Source organism: Methanospirillum stamsii (genome assembly GCF_003173335.1).
In the GTDB taxonomy this organism is placed as follows: Archaea; Halobacteriota; Methanomicrobia; order Methanomicrobiales; family Methanospirillaceae; genus Methanospirillum; species Methanospirillum stamsii.
In genome coordinates this window covers 1-22,519 of the sequence record NZ_QGMZ01000042.1, presented here as the reverse complement: position 1 = coordinate 22,519, position 22,519 = coordinate 1, and the positions used below count along the sequence as shown (strand labels likewise).

At 37.6% G+C, this 22,519-nt stretch carries 21 protein-coding genes; 13 read left to right on the top strand and 8 right to left on the bottom strand.

Translation table 11 applies throughout. From position 1 onward, the window contains the following. The first annotated feature begins 500 nt into the window (after window positions 1-500). Entirely contained in the window at window positions 501-872 is a 372-nt protein-coding gene (locus tag DLD82_RS15730; RefSeq protein WP_146199837.1) for a tetratricopeptide repeat protein, read from the top strand. Window positions 873-952: 80 nt separating this feature from the next. Here DLD82_RS15730 and DLD82_RS15725 read toward each other — a convergent pair whose 3' ends face one another. From DLD82_RS15725 to DLD82_RS15715, 3 genes are all read right to left on the bottom strand, one after another. Continuing rightward, window positions 953-1,390, bottom strand: a complete 438-nt coding sequence (locus DLD82_RS15725) for an arsenate reductase ArsC (protein WP_245920474.1) — start codon at window positions 1,388-1,390, stop codon at window positions 953-955. A 57-nt stretch (window positions 1,391-1,447) separates the two neighbouring features. After that, window positions 1,448-2,938, bottom strand: coding sequence for a transglutaminase-like domain-containing protein (locus DLD82_RS15720; protein ID WP_109942082.1), 1,491 nt, complete (start codon window positions 2,936-2,938; stop codon window positions 1,448-1,450). A gap of 194 nt (window positions 2,939-3,132) precedes the next feature. Then, window positions 3,133-3,702, bottom strand: coding sequence for a TIR domain-containing protein (locus DLD82_RS15715; RefSeq protein WP_109942081.1), 570 nt, complete (start codon window positions 3,700-3,702; stop codon window positions 3,133-3,135). 259 nt (window positions 3,703-3,961) lie between these two features. Between DLD82_RS15715 and DLD82_RS15710 the strand changes: the two genes are divergently transcribed. After that, window positions 3,962-5,920, top strand: coding sequence for a VWA domain-containing protein (locus DLD82_RS15710; protein ID WP_109942080.1), 1,959 nt, complete (start codon window positions 3,962-3,964; stop codon window positions 5,918-5,920). Window positions 5,921-6,032: 112 nt separating this feature from the next. Here DLD82_RS15710 and DLD82_RS15705 read toward each other — a convergent pair whose 3' ends face one another. Beyond that, entirely contained in the window at window positions 6,033-6,596 is a 564-nt protein-coding gene (locus tag DLD82_RS15705; protein ID WP_109942079.1) for a hypothetical protein, read from the bottom strand. Between the two features lie 647 nt (window positions 6,597-7,243). Between DLD82_RS15705 and DLD82_RS15695 the strand changes: the two genes are divergently transcribed. The 6 genes from DLD82_RS15695 (at window position 7,244) to DLD82_RS15670 (ending at window position 12,029) form a co-directional block, all read left to right on the top strand. Beyond that, window positions 7,244-7,537: a DUF7123 family protein gene (locus DLD82_RS15695; protein ID WP_109942077.1), complete on the top strand. Its 294-nt coding sequence runs from the start codon at window positions 7,244-7,246 to the stop codon at window positions 7,535-7,537. 136 nt (window positions 7,538-7,673) lie between these two features. Next, window positions 7,674-8,309, top strand: coding sequence for a class I SAM-dependent methyltransferase (locus tag DLD82_RS15690; protein WP_109942076.1), 636 nt, complete (start codon window positions 7,674-7,676; stop codon window positions 8,307-8,309). An 8-nt stretch (window positions 8,310-8,317) separates the two neighbouring features. Further along, entirely contained in the window at window positions 8,318-9,118 is an 801-nt protein-coding gene (locus tag DLD82_RS15685) for a flavodoxin family protein (RefSeq protein WP_109942075.1), read from the top strand. Window positions 9,119-9,209: 91 nt separating this feature from the next. After that, window positions 9,210-10,292, top strand: a complete 1,083-nt coding sequence (locus DLD82_RS15680) for a glycerol dehydrogenase (protein WP_245920472.1) — start codon at window positions 9,210-9,212, stop codon at window positions 10,290-10,292. Window positions 10,293-10,542: 250 nt separating this feature from the next. Then, window positions 10,543-11,001: a DUF6623 family protein gene (locus tag DLD82_RS15675; protein ID WP_109942074.1), complete on the top strand. Its 459-nt coding sequence runs from the start codon at window positions 10,543-10,545 to the stop codon at window positions 10,999-11,001. Between the two features lie 14 nt (window positions 11,002-11,015). After that, complete coding sequence (locus DLD82_RS15670) at window positions 11,016-12,029, top strand: hypothetical protein (RefSeq protein ID WP_146199836.1); 1,014 nt, start codon at window positions 11,016-11,018, stop codon at window positions 12,027-12,029. A 48-nt stretch (window positions 12,030-12,077) separates the two neighbouring features. Here DLD82_RS15670 and DLD82_RS15665 read toward each other — a convergent pair whose 3' ends face one another. After that, window positions 12,078-13,052, bottom strand: a complete 975-nt coding sequence (locus DLD82_RS15665) for a hypothetical protein (RefSeq protein WP_146199835.1) — start codon at window positions 13,050-13,052, stop codon at window positions 12,078-12,080. Between the two features lie 159 nt (window positions 13,053-13,211). Between DLD82_RS15665 and DLD82_RS15660 the strand changes: the two genes are divergently transcribed. Further along, complete coding sequence (locus DLD82_RS15660; protein WP_109942071.1) at window positions 13,212-13,817, top strand: phosphotransferase-like protein; 606 nt, start codon at window positions 13,212-13,214, stop codon at window positions 13,815-13,817. 23 nt (window positions 13,818-13,840) lie between these two features. Here DLD82_RS15660 and DLD82_RS15655 read toward each other — a convergent pair whose 3' ends face one another. After that, window positions 13,841-14,554: a metal-dependent hydrolase gene (locus DLD82_RS15655; protein ID WP_109942070.1), complete on the bottom strand. Its 714-nt coding sequence runs from the start codon at window positions 14,552-14,554 to the stop codon at window positions 13,841-13,843. 298 nt (window positions 14,555-14,852) lie between these two features. Here DLD82_RS15655 and DLD82_RS15650 point away from each other — a divergent pair, with 298 nt between their 5' ends. Next, on the top strand, window positions 14,853-17,504 hold the full coding sequence (locus tag DLD82_RS15650; RefSeq protein WP_181391485.1) for a DUF1254 domain-containing protein: 2,652 nt from the start codon (window positions 14,853-14,855) through the stop codon (window positions 17,502-17,504). A gap of 43 nt (window positions 17,505-17,547) precedes the next feature. Here DLD82_RS15650 and DLD82_RS15645 read toward each other — a convergent pair whose 3' ends face one another. After that, window positions 17,548-19,353 (bottom strand): carbon starvation CstA family protein, encoded by a 1,806-nt coding sequence (locus DLD82_RS15645; protein ID WP_109942068.1) that lies wholly within the window; start codon window positions 19,351-19,353, stop codon window positions 17,548-17,550. A gap of 698 nt (window positions 19,354-20,051) precedes the next feature. Continuing rightward, window positions 20,052-20,789: a methyltransferase domain-containing protein gene (locus DLD82_RS15640; RefSeq protein ID WP_281268019.1), complete on the bottom strand. Its 738-nt coding sequence runs from the start codon at window positions 20,787-20,789 to the stop codon at window positions 20,052-20,054. Between the two features lie 266 nt (window positions 20,790-21,055). On the opposite strand from DLD82_RS15640, the gene DLD82_RS18730 reads away from it, so the two are divergent. From DLD82_RS18730 to DLD82_RS15625, 3 genes are read left to right on the top strand one after another with little or no spacing between them, the layout of a single operon-like run. Beyond that, window positions 21,056-21,532, top strand: a complete 477-nt coding sequence (locus DLD82_RS18730; RefSeq protein WP_181391484.1) for a helix-turn-helix domain-containing protein — start codon at window positions 21,056-21,058, stop codon at window positions 21,530-21,532. A gap of 55 nt (window positions 21,533-21,587) precedes the next feature. Beyond that, window positions 21,588-22,007, top strand: a complete 420-nt coding sequence (locus DLD82_RS15630; RefSeq protein WP_109942065.1) for a helix-turn-helix domain-containing protein — start codon at window positions 21,588-21,590, stop codon at window positions 22,005-22,007. 45 nt (window positions 22,008-22,052) lie between these two features. Continuing rightward, complete coding sequence (locus tag DLD82_RS15625) at window positions 22,053-22,493, top strand: DDE-type integrase/transposase/recombinase (RefSeq protein WP_109942064.1); 441 nt, start codon at window positions 22,053-22,055, stop codon at window positions 22,491-22,493. Window positions 22,494-22,519 lie beyond the last annotated feature (26 nt).

Genomic DNA, 22,519 nt, shown 5'->3' with positions numbered 1-22,519 from the left:
TTCTTGTGCTATATCGTGGAGCATTAGGTTTTCCTCCTCGGTTAACATGAACGACACCCGGGTGACTGAACCTTGGTGCCGCACTGGGGAATTTATTCCGCCCTAACTGGGGAATTTGATCCCGCCGAGATTGGGGAAAACTAAGCCGCCATTGACAATTATAAAGAAGCGGATATTATGGAAGGTTTAGAAAGGGTATTTTAATTAAGAATTTCGTGAGTTTCACCTTTTGCATGGCAATTGTGTATGGCATAATTACATTGCAAACTTATGATGCAATTCTGCCCACAGTCATGTTTTGCATCACCGGATGGCATTCATGAACTGCAAATGATTAATATTTGAGAAGTATATTTTAAAATAATCCTGGATTGATGAATTAAAAATGGAAGAGGAATTACACAATCCTCGTTTGGAGTAATAGAAAAATTTCATCATAAAGCTCAGCGTTTGCAAATCCAGGATTGAAACTGGAAATATTAAAAGAGGAGGAGATCATTATGGCATCATGTACAATATCATCATCATTTCATTATCAGGAAAGGCTTAAAGCAGCTGTTGAAGAAATCCTTCATAAAGCAAATGAATCCCTGGGCAAAGGAGAGTATAATATTGCATTATATCTCTACGACAAAGTGATTAAACAAGAACCGGATAATAGAATTGCCCTTATGAATTTAGGCAGAACATATGAATATCTCGGTGATTATCCGGCAGCAATCCAGACTTATGGATCATTGATAGAGATTGATCAGTATAATCCGGAGGCATGGTATAACAGAGGTCTGGTTTTGAAAAAAACCGGGGCATATGTTGAAGGTATGATAAATATCCGGATGGGAATAGCACTTAATCTTCATGAAAAATTATAAATTTTCACTCTGAAACAGGTAAAATAATAACATTCAGAGTTATTCTCATAGAAATTGGATTATTGAAAAGGGACTTTCAATTAGATATAGTAAAAAAGTCCTCCGGCAGTTATGTTTTCATCAATCCACGTAATTATTTCACCTCGAAGGAGTAGAATTTCTTTTTTAAACGAACTTTTTCTCTCTTCATGGTATGAGATATTAAAAAATTCCTGGTGGATAGTATTTGTAGCACCAGGAAACGTCGGACAGGCATATGATGCTTTATCAGAGAGTAAGACCGCTATATCTATATTTTTATCAAGAAAAATAAAAATCTCCTTTGATTGTTGTCCGGATATATCAATTCCTAATTCGTTCATTACCTCGATTGTCATGGGGTGAATAGGTAATGGCTGTGTTCCTGCACTGTATGATTCAAATCTATCTCCATATCTAAAACGCAGATAACCCTCAGCAATTTGTGAACGAATAGCATTATGGGTGCTGATAAACAATATCCGGGTTTTTTTGATCATAGTATCTGATAAGAATTATTAAAACTCCATTTACGAAAATCAAATGTTCGAAGTTTTTTATGATTCATCGTTCTCAGAAAAGGTAATGGTCCGGTATCCCATCCCAATCAGTTCAACATCCTCCCGGCTTTCCATACAGACAACAACCGGGGTCTGATGAACCATTGAAAAGATTATCTCATCTCCGGGATCCGGTAAGAGTGGAATATCAACGTCATTTTGAATGGTATACCGATAGGGATCCATATTTCCAAAGAAATACGTTTTATATTGTTTCAGATCCTCTTCGTTTTTATCAAATGCAGAATCAGCACTACCTGCAATGGTAATGTCTACCGGAATCCAGCCATATTCGGGGATATAAAATTCTGCCCAGAAGTGGGGTCCGGCAAGACCCGGGATTAACTGGTAACCTCCTGCAGAACGTGCTGGAATTCCAAGTGACCGGCAAAGGGCACAAAAGAACATACTTTGAGTGCCACAATCGCCATATCCGGTCTCATACATATAGGTCGACTCCGGAATTTCTGATGCGGCAAGATATGTATGGGGAACATTACTATAGGGATAGGTATTGAGAATGTTCCAGTATATCATTTCTGCCATCCGGTATGGATTTGTTTCATCGCCAACGATCTCCTCTGCAAGGTCAGCAATCTCCGGTGTAATTTCTATGTTCTGCTGTGACCGTGTATATGTTTTATAGAGTTCACTGGTGGTATCATATGGGCCAATAAGTTCCGGATCAACCATATGACGACGTTCAAAGGTAGAAAATTCATAAACTGCTGAAACATTCACATACTTATCATTGATTTTATCCAAGGGGATCTCAAAATATACCTGACCATGATCCCCGGTGATTATCGGTTTAGATTTAACATATTCTGCAGGTTCCAGTTGTATTACTGAAATATTTTTCTGACTTCCTAGTTCAACAGGAAGAGGAAGCCAGACCTGAAGAGTTCCGAAATCCGGCAGATATTCCCGGGGAATGTTAAGGGTATTATTTGCCTGGAACCGATGGGGGTTTCCATATGATCCATCTAACTGGGGTTCATTAGTAATGACCGGATAGAGTTCATCAAAGGCTTCTGAATGATTCTGTGATCGGGAGATTTCCTGTAGGAGAGTTTTATTGTGATAAGCAGCATTATTCGCAATTCCAATAAAATACCTGATTTGTCCATCAGAAACAATCTGAATAGATTCTCCTGGTCCAAGGTACCGCTCACGTTCCTCTTCCGAGAGGTTTGGAAGACCTGCTGCCAGAACTTCCCTTGCCTGTGTTGTATTTAAAGACATCTCAACCAGCATCCATGTCGCCCGGTTTCTCATATGAAGGGCTTTTCTGGCATCGACTGATTTTCCTTCCATATCATAAGCGTTAACTGACTGGTTGAAGAGATCAATAGATTTTTCAAAGTATTTGTTGTTAAATGTCTCTAATCCGGATGTATAATATTCTTCTCCGGTAAATTCTGCAGAACTGATACTGCAAGTGAGAATAGGTATTATGATAAAAACAGCAATGAATGAGAATCTCATTATCTAATAATGATGTGACAAAGGGGAAATAAATCTTATGATTAGCAGTAAGTTTTTTTTGTTATGGCTATTTACCATATACAGAAACCATGAATAAAAAGACTAATTTTAAAAATTACCTGGTTTAAATAAGTTTTAAATAATATATGTGGTTTCCTGATTAATCAAAATAAAGGAAAAACGATATATCGATTTTATTCTATCCATCGGGAAAAATTGGCCGGACCTTTGTCTGCTACCCAGTCATAGGTTTTAGCAATCTTTGTTAAGGTAATAATTTTATTACGGTGTTGCTCAGGGACTTCTTTGACTTTATATGCAGGGATATCTTTGAAAGGAACCCATTCTTCATTAACATATTCATGGGGAATAAATTCGGTGCCATCCGGACTATATAAAAATCCAAGATAACTAAAGGGATTCGGCCCAAGAGACTTACCTCGTCCATCCCGACCTTCAATACCATTGATGTGAATCCCAAGAAGTTTATTTCCTTTTTTCATACTCCGGAAAATTTCATATTTCACCCATCGCTGAGTATAGGTATTAGTGCCAATCAGGACAGCAGAAACTGAGGAGTCCTGAATCTGCATATCTATCAATTTTCTGATAGAATCATCTCCGGATTTCGCAGCAGCTTCCCAGAGATATGGAGGGAAAAATCCTCCATGGTTTTCATGAGTAATTTTATGCGAACGGACTATATTGATACGAATATCATTCATATCCTGATTTGCAATACAGAAAAAAACTTTTTTAGGCATGCAGCAAAACCTTCTGTTATCAAATCTATTCTCGTTAATGATAATTAACACCTTCTTTTTGATAATTAATTGAAATCGCGAAAAACAACAAAAATTTTTTATTTTTTTAAACGGATATAATGAGCTTTACCAGAGCGAATCAAAATATATATGCACAGTCATGTATGATTACCCTGTGAAATGTCAAGAGATATAGTAGTCACTCATACCTGTGTGGCATAATATATCTGGTTTTTTACAATCTACCCGGAGAATTCTCATGAAAGAAAAAAAGGTTTGTATATTTTTCATTCTCGCATGCATAATAACCATAATAATTTCTGCAAGTGTGGTTGCTACCAGTAGTAATGTATTACCGACAACAGACACCCCTCTTAGCATACCCGGAACCTCTGTTGTTGAAATCACCGGGATAAATGCGGTGAATTTTCCGAATGTAATCACCTATGTCACCGTGAATACACCGGAGGGAAAACAGGGAGAACTCACCAAAGAAGATTTCCAGGTATATGAAAACGGAAATCTGATGGAGATAACATCAATTAAATTCCCGGACAAAAAAAACAGAACTAAACTTGACCTTGCGATTCTCTTTGATGAAACCGGAAGTATGAGCGAGGAGATATCTGACATAAAAATTAAAGTCAAAGAATTAACAGATAATCTTGCATCTGCAAACATTGACTGTAGATATTCATTAGTCAGTTTTCGCGATATTGTATCAGTTAAACAGGAATGGACATCTGATACATCACTCATAAAAAATGCCGTTGACAGACTTGAGGCTGACGGTGGAGACGATGCACCGGAAGTAAACCTTGATGCTATTGAAACTGCCCTCATATCTGGATTCCGCCCAGATGCCCAGCATATGATCATAGATATCACGGATAGTATGACTCATTACCGGGATGATGGAACATCGTTTTCGCAGTATACTATTCCGGAAACTGCCAGTCATTTATTGAGTAACGGTACCAGTTATATCCTCGTCGGACCAGCTTCAGTATCAGGTCAGTTCAATGTTCATACAGATAAAAAAGAACTGGTCAAGGCCCTTGGTGGAAGCGGTCTCTTTATTGATATCCATAGTGATGAATTCTCTGTCATTCTCGACAAAATCCAGGCAATCATCACACAAACCTATACTATCAGTTATTATACGCCGGAATTTTATCCGGAAGGAAAGAAAGTCACCCTGGAAGTTCAGGTAGGGCCGACAACAGATAGCGGACAATTTACCATCCTGAAACAGGATGGAATTTCAAGAACAGCACCATTGAATCCCGTGTCCGAAGAACTGGATACAGATATTATCCGGGATACTGATGGGATCAGTACACTTGGAAGATCCATTGTTGATATAACCGGAATTAATGCAGTGAATTTCCCGTATATCCTCACATATGTCACCGTTAATACCTCTTCCGGAAGGGTAGGAGATCTTACAAAAGATGATTTCCAGGTATACGAAAACGGGGAACTAATGGATATTGATTCATTCACATTCACTGATAGTTCAGAGAAAACGAATCTTGATCTGGCTATTATCTTTGATGATACCGGAAGCCTCGTTGATGAGATTGAAGATATGAAAGAAAAGGTGAATGACCTGACCGACCGAATCATATCAGCAAATATTGACTGTAGATATTCACTCATCACCTTTAAAGACACAGTAGTAGTGAAACAGGAATGGACTAATGATCCGGCAATAATTAAAAATGCAATTGAAAGCCTGAATGCGAGTGAGGGATTCGATGATCCGGAAGTAAACCTGGACGCTATTGAAAAAGCCCTTGAATTTGGATTCAGGCCTGATGCACAACACATGATTCTTGACATTACCGATAGCACAACTCATTATGTTAAAGATGGGACCCCATTCTCCAATTATACCATTCCTGAAACAGCCGGGCACCTTCTTACTAATGGTGCCAGTTTCATCCTGGTAGGACCGACAACAGTTGCCGGAACATTTGATTTGAATAATGATATGCGGGAACTGGTGAAATCCCTTGGGGGTAGTGGTCTCTTTATTGATATTCACAGTGATGATTTCTCAGCAATACTTGACAGAATAAAGGGAGTCATCACCCAAACATATATCATAGGCTATTATTCTCCAGATAAGAATTCTGGTGAAAGTGTAAAGACCGTCAGAATATTGGTTGAAGATAATGAAGACAGCGGGCAGTATACAATACGGATTACATAACATCCAGGAAAATGAGATAACACGTAATGATTTCAACTGAATAATCGCTAAACACTCTATTTTTTCTTTTTATTAATCCCTGATGATTATTTTCGGAACAATCGACATGGATTTACGTACCCAATACCTGTTGACCATATTTACGAGAAGGAATTTTGCATATTTCTCTTACCTGGGAAGTATCAAAAAGGGTAACTTGTGAAATATTACATATGTTTTTATTTGGTGATGTCAAAGTATCCTGGATAAAAACTAATTTATCTGCAATTGATTCAAGTTCAACAATTGTCTTATCCCAGATAGGAGAAATGAGAAGTACTTCCTGTCTTTTTTTTGATCGTTCCCTGCAGAGATGACCGAATGGTAAGATATATTCAGGGTTTTCATCAAACCATTGTGGACTATACTCAATAACCATAAACCGTACCGGATCATTTTCTACTACGACTAAAATATCAACCGGATTGTTCAATTCCCTGATTTCTATCCTGTTTTGTTCTTCATTTATGTGGAGGAGATTTGACCTATCCGCACTAGAGCAGACATATAATATCTTCCGGTGATTACATTTTTTGAGGATGTCAGAAATCGTTTCGGCCAGGAAAAGGCGGGTACCTATAAATATCGAAAAAGAATTCTCCGGAATGGTGATAAAGTTTTTACTATGATAGGTCATTTGATTACTTCTTGATAGTAGTGGTATAAGAAGTTCAGTGAAACAGGGTGAAAGTGAAATGAGTAAAATGGGAAAAAATAATATAAACCTATAATTAAACCAGTTGCAACCGGTTGCAACGAATGAAACTTTCTTAATTTTAGACAATTTTTAATAGAAAACCAGAAAACTTTTGTTTATAGAATTATTTTTCAGAGCTGTTACAACCATTCTGAACGACCCTGTTTTCGAATCATCAACCAGATTATTAATAAATAGAGAATTTGATAGGATATAATTAGGGAAAATAATTTCAGACTGATATTCACCGGTTTTATCTACAGTCCTTATACACTGTTTCATCTAACACTTGTATGTCACGGGGAGACCTAAAGTCAAACCACATCCCTGATTCTGTAATACCAGAATCATATGTGCTTTACTCTTTCCAGGTACCGGGAATTGAATAGGTATTCAGCATGTCCTCCTACAATGCTATACACCCATGCTCATAAACCCCGGCCTTGAAAGATTTGTCCGGGTGTCACCGTAACTCTTCGAAAAAAACCAGAAAAGGATTTAACCCCACCCCCTGATAAATCCCGGGGGGATTCCTCCTACACTTCGGGTTTGTTGTCTTTTTCTAAAATAAAAAAACAGAGGTTAACATGTATCCAAAAAGCAGATTCAGTGCCAAGTATAATGAGAACCAGATTACCCTTATCAATTATCTGAAAGAACAGGTTCATAATGGACGGTGCTTTTTGAAATCCAAATATATCGCGAAGGATGTCGGGCTCTCCTCAAAAGAAGTCGGGACAAACATGGCTATTCTCTCTGAGATCTGTCCTGAATTCTTAATTGAGCGATATAGTTATTCAAATAGTACTACCTGGCTTGTCTCACCAGGAAGTATCCAGGGGCTTCAGAGAAGAATGGATAGTCCGGTAGCTATCGTTTAAGTAAAAAAGATAGTCTTTAATAAAATATTTTATATTCATTTTTCTGATAATTTTCCTGATTAAAAAATACCTTTTTTAATAAGGATTCCAGTATTAACAGGTATTTATTAGTACAAATACATCAACAATATATCGGATGATTCAAATACTTTTCATAACATTTATTCTCATCATTGCAATCATCCTGTTTTCTCTGGCTTGGCGTTATAGTTCACAACGGCGTTCTCTGCCATGCCCGGTTTGGATGAAATGGATGCTGGATCCTCCATCTTTTAAAGGAATAAGTTCCCGGACAAAAAAAACCATTAAGCATCTTCAGGTAAATCCAGGTATGAGTGTTCTTGATGCTGGCTGTGGCCCCGGCCGACTTTCAATTCCCCTTGCAGAACGTATTGCTCCGAATGGAGTAGTAACGACAATGGATATCCAGGAAAAAATGCTTGAGGAAGTCAGAAAACGATCTGAAAAAAGGGGTATCTCAAACATTAAGTATCTACAAGGTGGAATTGGTGAAGGAAAACTGGAACATAATTCATTTGACCGGATAGTTATGATAACCGTTCTTGGAGAAATTCCTGAACGCGAAACGGCAATGAAGGAGTTATATAATGCCTTAAAATCCGGAGGGAAAATTTTGATAGAAGAGACTATCCGGGATCCTCATTTTCAGCGGGCATCTGTTGTCCGGGAATATGCTAAAAAAGTGGGACTGATTGAAGTAGGACATTTTGGAAGCAGATTTAATTATATTATTATATTCGAAAGACCCTGAAAGATATTATGTATATACTTGTCATCATGGGCAGTCCTCATAAGGGAACAACATATCGGGCATGTGAGGAACTTCGTCAATCCATCGAAAGAGAAATTTCTGTTGAGTTTGAATATCTCTGGTTACACCATGCAAATCTCCATCCCTGTTCTGGGTGTTGCCTTTGTTTTACCCGTGGCGAGGAGTCCTGTCCCTACCATGATGATGCTATTCAGATAAAGGAAAAAATGGAATCAGCTGATGCCATCATCTTTGCATCACCTGTTTATGCCTTGAACGTTTCCGGACAAATGAAAGTTTTTATCGACCGTCTCTCATATAATTTTCACCGTCCCCGTTTTTTTGACAAAAAAGCATTTATTCTCACCACAACGGCAATACTCGGTCATAAAGATGTTCTGAAATACATGGAAATGGTAGCAAAATTCTGGGGTTTTGAAATCGCGGGGAAATTAGGTCTGGTGACTCCGGATCCTTTACCTTCTTATCGAAAAGAGAAAAACCATAAGATAATTGAGAAGATAGCAAAAGAGTTCATTGTTTCACTCCGGAATAACCACAGAAAAGGTCCCTCGCTTAAAGATATTATCATTTTTCACGGCCAAAGGAGTTCATTTAAACAACTCAAACTTATTTCACCCTGTGATTTTCATTATTGGAATGATAAAAGATGGTTTGAAAATGAGGTGCATTATTTTTTTGATGTCCCGGTTAACCCTCTCTTTCATGGGATCGGATTGATTGTCGAATGGCTTTCAGAGCGCCAGATTAAAAAAGATATCATGGAAAATCCGGGAGAATTATCCTAATTTCTCTCGCAGATTTTTTATAATTCTCATCTTATACTAAAATATTAAAAAGGATATCCACATCTATCCTGAGATCCTAATTACTAAAAGCATGATTCCCAAAGTACTGGCATCACCATTAAAATATATCCAGGGACCTGGAGAGTTATCAAACATTCAATTTCATCTCTCACATTTTGATGGACCAATCCTATTTGTTATGACAGGTTTTGCCCACACTCATCTGAAAAACCTTATTAATGAAAGTTACAAAAAATCTGAAATCCTGATATTTGAAAAATTCAACGGAGAATGTACAAAAAATGAGATCGAACGATTCAGAACGATATACCATACTCATTCCTGTAAAACAGTTGTTGGTATTGGAGGTGGAAAAGCTATAGATACTGCCAAAGGGGTAGCATTCTATGAGAATTGTCCGGTAATTTCTATTCCAACTATTGCATCAACCGATGCACCGACCAGTGCAATCGCAGTTACCTATACCGATGACCATGTTTTTGATGGAAACCTTCTTCTTTCTAAAAACCCGGATCTTGTTCTTGTTGATACAACCATTATCCTAAACGCTCCGGTCCGATTTTTAGTTGCAGGAATGGGTGATGCACTATCAACCTACTTTGAAGCACGGGCAAATGAAGCATCCGGACATGAGAATTTTGTTGGTGGAAAACCCACAAATACCTCTTTTGCTCTTGCTAAATTATGTTATGATCTTCTTATCCGAGATGGCCTGAAAGCTAAAACCTCTGCAGATAAGAAAGAATGGTCAAAAGAATTTGAGAATATTATTGAAGCAAATATCTACCTGAGCGGTGTCGGCTTTGAAAGTAATGGTCTTGCCTGTGCCCATTCAGTATATAATGCACTCACCATACTTCCAAATTGTCATCATATGTATCACGGTGAATTGGTTGCATTTGGAGCGATTGTCCAGTTGATTCTTGAAAACAGGCCAGAGGAAGAGATAACTGAGGTAATAAAATTCTGTTTGAGCATAGGACTTCCGGTTTCTTTACGCGACATCAGTAATCAGGAACTAACTCCTGATGATATCATAAAAGTTGCTAAAGTGGCATGTAGTCCGGAAAATTTCATGGCAAGTGAACCCTTTGAGGTAACACCAGAGATGGTGATTGATGCAATGAATAAATTGAAAAATTTTGGAAATTGATAATAATTCAATTTTAAAGGTACCGAAATTTTTCAAAATTGGATTCTAAAAAACTTTCTCTTTGACTTTTTTAAAATAAATTTTTTCAAGAATTAAGTTTGGACCTTTATCTAGGATATAAAAATGTTTGCAGTTCAGGATCGCTTGGCAAATAAATAAGGTACCTCAAGGTTATCATAACATTGAGTCAAAAAAGATATTTGAAATTATAATATCCTGGACTCATTGCTAAGTTAGAAGGAGGGAATAAATGTCAATTTTTGCATCCTGGATTCATGGTACCAGTATAAAACCACAAAATGAAGGGTACTATATTTCAAAAACATATAAGGGGTATGCAGCGATTTTTCATACCCATGGAAAAGAATGGTTTCATTTTGCGATTCCCACACCAGTTATAACCGATAATAAACGTGTAATGGTAAAAAAGGTTTTTGTGTTTTATAAAACTGAATTGAGTTCCAAAATAGTATCTATCCATGTATATGATGGAGGTATAAAAATTCCAGATTTACAATTTAACAATCTGGCACTTACCGGAGATCACAGCACAAATTTAGATAATGCAAATACATGGCAGATTGCAAACAAAGTTGAAATGAAATATGGACTTGGAATTTCTATTGAAGTAGATTTCGGTAAATCTTCTCCAACAGGAGTACCCGGAATTTGGTTTACTTCTGCAGGCGCAGATTTTGAAAAACCGTAAATGAGGAACTGAGCATGCCACCGAATTCTATAGATTTGTCGCCACATATCAGGTACATCAGATGGCAGGGTGGAGCAGGGTGTTGGGGTTATTCCATGCTTGCAATCTGGGACATAATGAATGATCTTGTCTGTCCATTTTCTCCGAATTTATCTTTAAATTTAGGACTTTTTTTACATATAAGACGGGATTTATGGGAAAAAGAAAAATGCATAATGAGTCCGGATGGAAGGTATCATATTAAAAAAACCGATGCAGGAGAAGAAAAATGGATAGAACAATCATTTGGGTGTACAACTGAGGGTACTGAGATAACCAATCCTGATTTACGATGGACTGGTAATTGGACATATGATGGTGTAAATGAAGCGTGTAATTACAGACTATCAAAAGATATCACAGAAATACCTTTAACAGTATCTGAAATACAAAAATGGCTTATTAATAATCACCCCGTTCAAATTGAAGATGGACCTCATGTAATTGCAATTACCGGATATAATAATTCCAATTCTACATTTACTTTTGTGAACAGTTATGGAGACAGATATGGTAATGGCGGATTCGGGACATATTCTTATAATGATATTTCGAAAAAAACAGGGATATTTGGAGAAAAATTAGGAAGAGCATTTATAATTGATCCAATACCTCCTAAACCAGTTCCCGTAGCCAGAATCAGGATTTCAACTCCCATTGATGGAGGTAGACGATTAAATATCAATCTCTGGCTAAGTTCAGAGAAAAGCCCCCAGGTTAAGAGAAAAATCTGGCCTCCTCCTCATAGTATGGATTCCAGCAGAATTCTACATTACACGGTTCGGTTACCTTCTGAGTTTGTTTGGCCTCCATCTCCAGAAAACCGGCTGGTGTTAGATCTTTATGACTCAGGCGAATATTCTGAAACTGGAGGTCAAATAGAAGAATTTATAGCAGTATTTGGAGAACATTCAATTTCCTGTAAGGAAATTACCTCCGGACCAATTTCCTTTAAGGCAAGAGAACACCGAAGATTTATCATATCATAATATTCTAATTTTTTCATAATTGTATCCGGTATCCTAAAGTAAAAAAATTTATTTTTCTATATCTTCTTTATAGGTAAATATTTGAGAACCTAAAATCTCGCCATCATAAAGAAAATCAATTTTCCATTCTCCGGGCAACATTGGTTTTTCATAATCCTGTATGTCAATATAGTAACATGCCCAGTCCCATCCCTCCTCAGCCTGAAGATAATCTTCAATGAACAAATATCCAGTTGGATCATACCAATGCCATTCAAGTTTTGATTCGGACAATAATGGGGAAAAACTTACAAAAGCACAAATTCGTTCATCGGTTGTAAGAAAAGTATCTGAAATCTCTATAGGTTCTCCATTTTCTTCATCAAAATTCTTTGATATGACCATACCTGAAAAGCCATTTAATCCTTCCTTAAAAGAAGAACTTTCTGTATATCCTGAATCTCCGTTAATAGTTATTCTAACCGGATTTGTCTGATATTCAGAGTTATCAATAAAGGCATAAACATTATAAGTCCCCGGATTTACTGAATCAGGAATTTCATAATAATACGTATGAGAGACATTTCGAACCATCAGGGGAGGGATTTCCTGACCTTTTCCGATACCCATAAATTCTGAACCTTTGATATCACCAAGTTCAACATCAAATCCCAGAAAATCTTCTGTATGCAGCATCCAGGTATCATATCCTAATTCATCCATTAATGCTCCATTCTCTCCGGCAATGATAGTAGCACTAAAAGCCATATCCAGTTTAATTTTCGCCTTGTCTCCCGGATTATAATTATCTTTATCGAACGTTACGGTCCCTTTAAGTAGAGCAGTTCCTAGTGGTACATCACCTCCGGACCATGTCGCAAATGCCGGGCCATAATTATCGAATAAAGGTAAATCATAGATAATTTTATCTTCAGAAGTAACTGCTAATCCGGAAGGGATAAAAAAAATAACCGATAATGCAATTATTAAAAATCTAACATTTACTGAGATCTTTTTAATGAACAGTATTCTTCTATCTTCCATGAGATTTAATTTAAGTAGCGAGATATAAAGTTTTGTAAACTCCATATATTATAAATATTTATCCATAAAATTGTTGGGGAAAAAATTTCCTCAAATTTTTTTCAGGATATGGTAAATCAGAACAATATCCTCTTAAGTTAAAGAATATTATCTGTACGCATGATTATTCTCCTCAATGGGACATCTTCTTCTGGAAAAACCACTATCGGAAAAAAATTACAGGAAAAATTTGATGGAGTACTTCTTTTATATGGACTTGACACTATGGTTCAGACTGCTTTTCCGGAAAAATGTGATTACCCCCCTTATGATGAGAAGGCAATAAAAGTAGCCATGAGTGAATCAAACGGCCAGAAAGTTGCAAAACTTGCCATATCCCCTTACATGTATCCGGTGTATGAAGCCGCCATACATTTTTACCGGATGCTTTCAGAGAAGGGATATTTCCTTATCATTGATGAAGTATTATTTGATAAAAACCGAATTGTCCCATACTTTAACTTATTATCCAAGGAAACAGTGTATTTTTTTGGAATAAAGCCAGAACTGGATGTCGTAGTCAAGCGTGAACAGGAACGGAGAGATAGACTTTCTGGTCTTGCTGCCGGACTCTATAATGAAGTATATAATCCTCTTTTTACCTATGATTTAACCATTGATACCGGAGTATTGTCTCCGGATGAGGCGGCTGATTTGATACTGAATTATATACAGGATATTGATTCACCGCAAGGATTTATTCGGTCAGGATTAGATTTCCAATAACAAACGATTAAGTCCGGTTTGGATTATGATGCTTCTTTATTATTTAAAATCCGATTTCGATATAACATTAGACCAGCAAAAAAAGCAGTTAGTATCATAATTATTGATGCAAGTGAAATGTCAATTTGATGATTTAATCTGGTCAGTATCATCCCAATATTACTGTTTTGTGAAAAAAACAAAAAGAATCCGGAAATCCCACAACAAATAGAAAAGAACAATCCGGTAATTTGTAATTTTCGATAAAATGACTTATATTTCTTTACTCGTATCATAAAAAAAGAGGACACCAGAATCATGATTATCAATAATGCAAAAAGCCATTCATATGGATTAAATAATTCCTTCATTATTGCATTATCAATATAATCGATTTGTGGAATAGGGACAAAATTTCCTTTGAATGGATAAAACCAGTTTTCCGGTTCGTTCCACATTCGGTCAAGAAGCTGATGAGTAAGCAGACCAAGTGAAAATGATATCCCAACCAGTGAACGATATTGTATCCAAATCAGAATCCCTAATATCAGTATAATTCCAAAAAATGACAAACCATGAGCATAAATCCTTCCATAATCAAGAGATTGCTGGAGCAAAAGGTGACCTATGGGTTTGTCAATAATATCCGGAACAATTCCTCCGATTGCAGCGGGAATAATAAGCTTTGAATCGTGAAAGAACCAGAATAAAAAAAATCCAATAATTAGTCCGGCGGCAAGGTGACAAAAAATATACATTTAAAGTATTTCCGATTATTAATATCATTAAAGCGTTTTTTTAAGCAAATTTCTATAGATATCTGTTTGTAATACTGATAATTAGGTATAGTCATTATTTTTTTTCTTGCATAAATTGAGATCATCCTATGATATACAAAATATATTAAATTATGATGATGTAAAGTAATTCATTATTATGGATAAAAAGACCATTAATCTGATTTGTTTATGCTTTCTCTTCGTTTTATTTTTGTTTTCATGTGGTGTATATAGTGAGAGTGTTTATGAAGAAAAGTATTCTGATCTCTGGACAACTGTGGAGAATGCATATGTGTATTGCTTCCCTCTTGTTGTGGTAGATGCTACGATGAAAAAAATGACCAACACCGAGATACCGACAACGACACAAGCGCCGATAAATCAGTTGGTTCACAGCAATTTGCAGTTTACTGCTGATAACAAACTTGTTGTTTCACCAAATGTTGATGATATTTATTCGAGTGCTTTTCTCGACCTCAATAATTCCGCTTTTATTTTCGTTAAACCAAAGACTGAAAGATTTTCTTCGATCCAGTTTCTGGATGCATATACAAATACCATTGATGTTATCGGTTCAGGAAGTAAAACAGATAATCCAGAGGATGAAGTTATTTGTCTGATTACCGGAAGAGATTTTACCGGTGATGTTCCGGACGGCATGAAACATATTACCATACCAACTGATATAGCCTGGATAATTATCCGGACGGTAATTAATGGACCGGATGACATGCCAAATGTGGAAGCGATACAAAATCAAACGGTTTTGATTCCATTTGATGTTTATCTGAATAAGGAGACTTATATTCCACCTATTGGATCATATAATCCGAAGTATAATTTTAATCCGGTGGATTTTGTTTTTAATATGTCACCGGATGAGTTCTTTAAAACAGCCAATGGCATCATGTTAAGGAATCCACCGGCATCGGTTGATGGTCCCATGCTAGAAGAAATGCAGGCCATCAATGTAGGTCCCGGACTTATCTTTGATAGTACTGTTCTTGGAACCGGAGGAATTGATAAATGGAATTCCATGGTGGAAAATATCGAACTGACCCTGACAAAACAAACGGCTCAATATATGGTCGCTCTTGGTGACTGGAACTATTATGGCGAACCAATAGGAGATTGGGGGTCAGCATATGCATACCGTGGGCTGGTTGCTATCAAGGGTCTTGGTGCAAATCCAATGTATGTTGCTGTTTACCCGGAGGCGGATACAGATTCAGAAGGTCAGCAGTTATCCGGAATAAACAAATATCACCTTCACATTGAAAAAGACATGCTCCCTCCGGTTATCAATGACGGATTCTGGTCTTTTACTGTATATGGCAGTGATGATTTCCTCATTCCAAATGAAATAGACCGGTACTGTATAAATGATCGGAGTAATGTGACATATAACGAGGACGGTTCACTTGATATTCTGCTCCAGGCCGAAAAACCTGGTGATGATATGGTAAATAACTGGCTTCCGGTTGGCACAGGAGATTTCAGAATAAATCTTCGGATTTATGGCCCCGACCTTCAAAAAATCAAGAATTCCTGGATCCCTCCGAAAATAGTACAGGGATTAGTATCTGAAGATATTCCAGAAAATAATTCAACTGAAATCTGGGAGAAGGTAAAAGATGCCTATATTTTTAGTTATCCACTTGTCCTGATGGATGCCACAATGAAAGAACATACTAATACCGTAGTACCAACAAGTGAACAAGCTCCAATCAACCAGTTCCAACATGATGATCAATTGAAAAATGCAGACTGGAGAAATGTCGTATCACCAAATGTAGATACGCTATATTCTCAGGCATTCCTTGATTTAAATTCCACAGTTCTGGTATTTGTCAAACCAAAAGCCGACCGGTTTTGTTCAGCACAAGTAATGGATGCATATAGTAATACCATTGATGTCATAGGTTCCGGAGGTGGAGCGGATAATCCAGATGATGAAGAAATCTGTCTGATTACAGGAAGAAATTTCATGGAAGATATTCCGGAGGGTATGACTCATATTTCTATTCCAACCGATATAGGATGGATAATTATCCGGATAGTATGCAACGGTCCGGATGACCTCTCCAATATCGAAGAAATACAAAAGCAGCTCTTCCTCGTTCCGATGGAAAATTATCTGAATAATGAACCATATATTCCACCAAAAGGGAGTTACAACGAAGACAATAACTTCCGGCCAGGGGATCACGTCTCCAATATGTCTCCGGAGGATTATTTTTCGACTGCTAATCGCCTGATGATTTCTAATCCCCCTTCTTTAGAAGATACTCCTATGATGGAAGAGATGAAATCTATCAATGTTGGTCCCGGACTTGTCTTTGATGAAAAAATTCTTGGACAAAATGCATCGGTACAATGGAACCAGATGTTGGATTCAATGAATCCGGTTTTGAGTCCTTATTACCTTAGTTTCACAGAAAAATTAGGTGATTGGGTATATTATCCCTCTCCTATTGCAGAATGGGGAACGGATTATCCATACCGTGCAATTATTGCCCAGGTGGCGTTCGGAGCCAATCCCATATCTGTTGCAATTTATCCGGAGGCTGCTTTTGATACGGATAAACAAAAATTGAACGGTCAAAATAAATATATTCTTCATTTTGATGAAGGGATGCTCCCTCCGGTACTTGAAGATGGATTCTGGTCGATAACTGCCTATGGGAGTGATTCATTTCTGATTCCAAATGAAATTAACCGGTATTGTATTAATGACCGGAGTAATGTTACCTATAGCGAGGATGGATCTCTTGATATTTTGTTACAGAATAAAAACCCGGAAAGTGACTTAGAGAATAACTGGCTTCCGGTCGGATCCGATGATTTCCATCTGATTATGAGAATTTATCTTCCAGATATGGATAAAATACTAAATAATTGGATCGTTCCGAAAATTGAAAACCAGTAACAATACCGGGATGGGATTTGATAATTCAAATCCTGAAAAATTTTTATGTTAATAGAGCCGGAGTTGGCTGTCTCGGATCTTTTCTTTCAGAAAATATTAGATCATACCAGTTATATATTGCTTCAATAAGAACAAGTGATAGAAGAATCATCAAAATTATAGATATTCCGGTAAGAAGATATCCCTGTGGAGAATTCATATTAAGATAATTCAGGATATTCAGGTATCCGGCATAAAAGGTTATTGGTATCATGGCAAGGCCTGGAATTGCTGTTATCCACATATATTTTTGTTTTCCCATTTTAATGAGGAGCGTAGTCCCGATGATTAGTCCGGTTGCGGCCAGAAGCTGGTTTGACATACCAAATAATGGCCATATGGTAGAAATTTCACCGGTGTAAAGAAGATAGCCCCAGGCAAAGGTAAAGATAAATCCTGATATGATGACACCAGGAATCCATTTCCGGTCATGAAACTTTGGAATCACCTGTCCAAGCAGTTCCTGCAGAAGATATCTTCCAACCCTTGTCCCGGTATCTACTGCAGTAAGTACAAAGACCGCTTCGAACATAATCGCAAAATGATACCAATACGATAAAAGACCCTCGAAAAATGGTATCCGGGCAAAAATTGATACCATTCCAACCGCAAGGGATACAGCACCCCCGGTTCGTCCTGAAAGGTCCTCTCCTATCAGGCTTTCAAGCTCCGGAAGCTGGACCGGAACCATTCCTAAGGTACTATATACTGCAGGAGCCACATTGATTGCAAAATAATCTGCCGGAATGAGTGCACAGGCTGCAATGAGGGCCATGATCGAGACAAATCCTTCCATGAGCATGGCTCCATATCCCACAAAATAAATGTCGCGTTCATTTGATATCATCTTCGGAGTTGTTCCGGTGCCGATGGTTGAATGGAACCCGGAGAGTGCTCCACAGGCGATAGTAATAAAGAGGAACGGAATAGCTGACCCTGGAATTATCGGACCTCCACCATTGAAGAACTCCGTAACAGCTGGCATTTGGATCTCTGGCTGGATGATGAATACACCAACTGCAAGAATGAGGATAGTACCAATCTTTAAAAAAGTAGAGAGATAATCCCGTGGACAGAGTAACAGCCATACCGGAAGAGCAGCCGCAATAAACCCGTATGCCGGAATCATAATCCGGAGTGGTGTCTCACCAAGGGCAAGGTATGTTGAGATGAATGGTATCTGACCAAGAAGTGGTCCGGCAAGAATGACAATGATGAGAAGGACCAGCCCGATGAGTGAAGCACCAAGAATATCACCAGGTCTGAAGCGGTACAAATAAACTCCCATGAGAAGAGCAATCGGAATGGTAGCAAGCACGGTAAAAGTATTTACCGGACTCATGTAAAGTGCCTTTACAACCGCAAGGGACAATCCGGCCAGGGTAAGCATGAGAATGAACAAAATAGAAAGCGATGCAATAAGTCCGGCTCTCTTTCCAATGAGTTCTCCAGCGATGAGGGAGAGACTTTTCCCATCAAACCGTACCGAAGCAAACAGCACTACCATGTCATGAACCGCTCCGGCTACTACTGCACCGATAAGAATCCAGAGAAGTCCGGGAAGGTACCCGAATTGAGCGGCAAGGACAGGTCCAATCAATGGTCCTGCTCCGGCTATTGCAGCAAAATGATGCCCGAAGAGTACGTATTTATTTGTTGGGTGAAAGTCATGCATGTCATTAAATGACTCTGCCGGAGTCCTTCTGTTCTCATCCAGTTCGAGCACCCTGGTCGCAATAAACAGCCCGTAATAGCGGTATGCCAAAGCAAAAACACAAAAAGCTATGATTAATATAACGATTGCATTCAAGTTTTCAAATCCAGATTTAGATTTGAGAAGAAAGATAATAAAATATCTGTAATCTCCGAATGATATGAAAAAAATAGAATGAAATATATAAGTTGATCCTGTGATTGTAATCTTTTTTGGGAATATTACTATGAAGATAATAATTGCTCATTGAACATATTAATAATTCATTTTTAGGTAAAAATAGGAGATATAACAAATTCTTAAAAAATTGGTGAAATCTGGTGCCATTACTACCTTTCATATTGAAAGTGATATCTTTTCATTATATAAATATCGTTTATTTTTAAGATTAATGAGCAAATTATAGGTTTTAGGGTATTAACTAATAGAGATCTAAATTGGGCTGGAAATTATTGTCTATTTTGACTGAATCTTAAGAAAACCTCATTTCCTAACGGCCGCTATCAGAGATAATATTTAGTCACCTTATATATTGGATCAAAAAAGATAGGGGAATAGCGTTCGTCTATACGCGTATTATTTTTAAGGATAATTTGATAGGAAATATTAAATCAGGTTCAGATTCAATCATTTTTTTAAAATAGAAGATTTATTACTCGAATATTGATTAAGAAAAATCCAAATGCGTTCATTCTATTCATGTAAATTGGTTAAATCTCCGAATTGTTAGTTTACTGATTGTCAAATTGGTATCCAGGATAAATTCCTTAAACCATTGAATATTGTTCGGTTAATTAATATATATTAACTTCATTAAAAATCAAAAAGTGTTGCAAAATTCGGTAATTTTTTATATTTTCCGGTTTTTTACCAGATACCAGATATCCGGTGAAAGAGCAGAAAAATTTCCCTTCCTTATCCCTATTACATAGAAACCGGATATACTCTTCTGCATCACCTGCCGTTACAATGCCTGATATCGCAACAAGTTTGGCATTTTCAGAGAGAGTAAATATGCTTTCTGCTTCTGCAAGATCCGTGAAAATGTATGTTTTTGGAATTACAACAAGATCAGTAAATCCAACAGAGAGACACATCCTCCGAAGTTTTCTTCCGATATGACCACATGCAAACTTATCTGACCAGAAGTCCAGGATATCTCTTGTTATCCGGGATGATCCATAGCCATCAACCAGAAAAGCCCCCCAATCCGGCTCAAAAAGAACACATCTACCACCGGGTTTTAAGATCCTGAACATCTCCCGAATAATCTGTTTCGGATTAATGACATGCTGGAGCACCCTGTCTTCCCTAATGGCATCACAGGAGTTATCTTTTATTGCCTGATATTGCCCGTTCATCTGACAAAATGAAATATTATGTCCGGCATAATCATTTCGGGCTTTGGAAAGGACAGAAAAACTGATGTCTGAACCGATTACATTTCCTTCAGGACTGCACAGATGTACCAGATTTCTTGCATCCTGACCAATTCCACAACCGATATCCAGTATCGTATATCCCGCATTGATAAGTAAAAGATGGAAGGATTCTTCTTTTACTGATTGGAAAAAGGGATGATTACGGATGACTGTCAGGCCTTGGATCTTTTTTTCCTAGTTTGATGAATGATCAATCTTTTGAAATCAGGTTGCCAGAAATGTGTCAGGTTCGTTTATATTCATGACTCAGTATATTATCTTTTATTTTCATTATGATAATTTTTTTTATAGGGATATGATCTTAATATATAAAAAACATAATAAATCCAATAATTTATTAAATTAATAAATAACCAATGCAATCAAAATCTTCCCTCAAAACAGATGATATTCATCTCTTTTGCAGTCAAAACCCAGATTGTCCTGACTATGTAAAACGAGGATTAGGAAATCTTCCAATGAATGGAACATCTGGTGGTCATGGAAACCGAATGTTGCGATGCAGGTCTTGTGGTTATCGATTTTCTGAAACAAGAGGCATTGTATTATTCAACTTAAAAATTGAGCACGAAAAAACGGTTTCGATTATGGAACATCTATCAGAGGGATGTGAAATACGGAAAACCAGTAGATTGACAGATGTGAGTTTAGGGATAGTGGCCAGACTTTCACAAAAGTCAGGGAAACATGCTCAATTAATCCATGGTGAATTAGTTGATTTTCCCACTCAGACAAATGAAGTTCAATTCGATGAGAAATGGTGTTATTGCCACTTGATTCCTGACCAGGGGAATATAAATTCGCGCCACTTCGTTTTTGACCACCCTATTTAAAGACACAGATCAATTCCCTCCGCATGTAACAGGAGGGGATAGGCAGGTGAAAACGATGGAAGACATCCAGACGATCATCGCATCCTACAATCGATGCGGTTCATACAGCCAGGTAGCAAGGGAAATGCATGTTTCCCATAATACCATAAAAAAGTATATCCGAAGATATAATGAGGTCAGATCCGGCTTCCGGGACGAAATACTCCCAAAAGAGCGGAGAATCGAACAGCCTCGCCGTTCAATAACCGATGAAATGATCTATTTCATTCATTCAATGTTAGAGGAAAACGTTACACGCCCCAGGAAACAGCGAATGAATGGCCGACAAATATATGACAAAATGTTACAGACGGGATATTCAATTGGTTATTCTTCCGTTCGGGAGATCATTGCTGACTGGAATACCGTACATCGTTCCCGTGAAGTCTACATTCTCCAGAATCCTGAGCCCGGATACCGAGCAGAATTTGACTAGTGTGAAGTCAGCCTTCAAATCCAGGGTATCTGGACAAAGGTTTCCATGGCTGTCATGGTCCTGACTTGGTCATTATTCAGATTCGCCAGATTGTATTACCATGAGACCCAGCAAGAAGTAATCGATGCCCATATACAATTCTTTTGTGCAATTCAGGCAGTTCCTAGGTATATATACTATGACAATCTTAGAGCGGTCTATGATTATTCCCGGAAAAGATTCCAGGATTCCTACCTTCGATTTGCATCTCATTATGGTTATTCCTATGAAGTATGTAATCCTGTTTCGCCTCATGAAAAGGGTATAGATGAAGAGAGCATCAGTTATATCCGGAGGAACGCATTCGGAGAACGGAGCTCATTTCAATCAATCGAAGAAGCTCAACAATGGCTTAATGCTTCTCTTGAACGCATAAACAGCCTCCATGTGTATCGAAGGGAAAAGACTCCGCCTCTTCGCTATTTCAAGTGGGTAAGTCAAAATTGAGTTTCCCACAGCGTAAATAGATCATA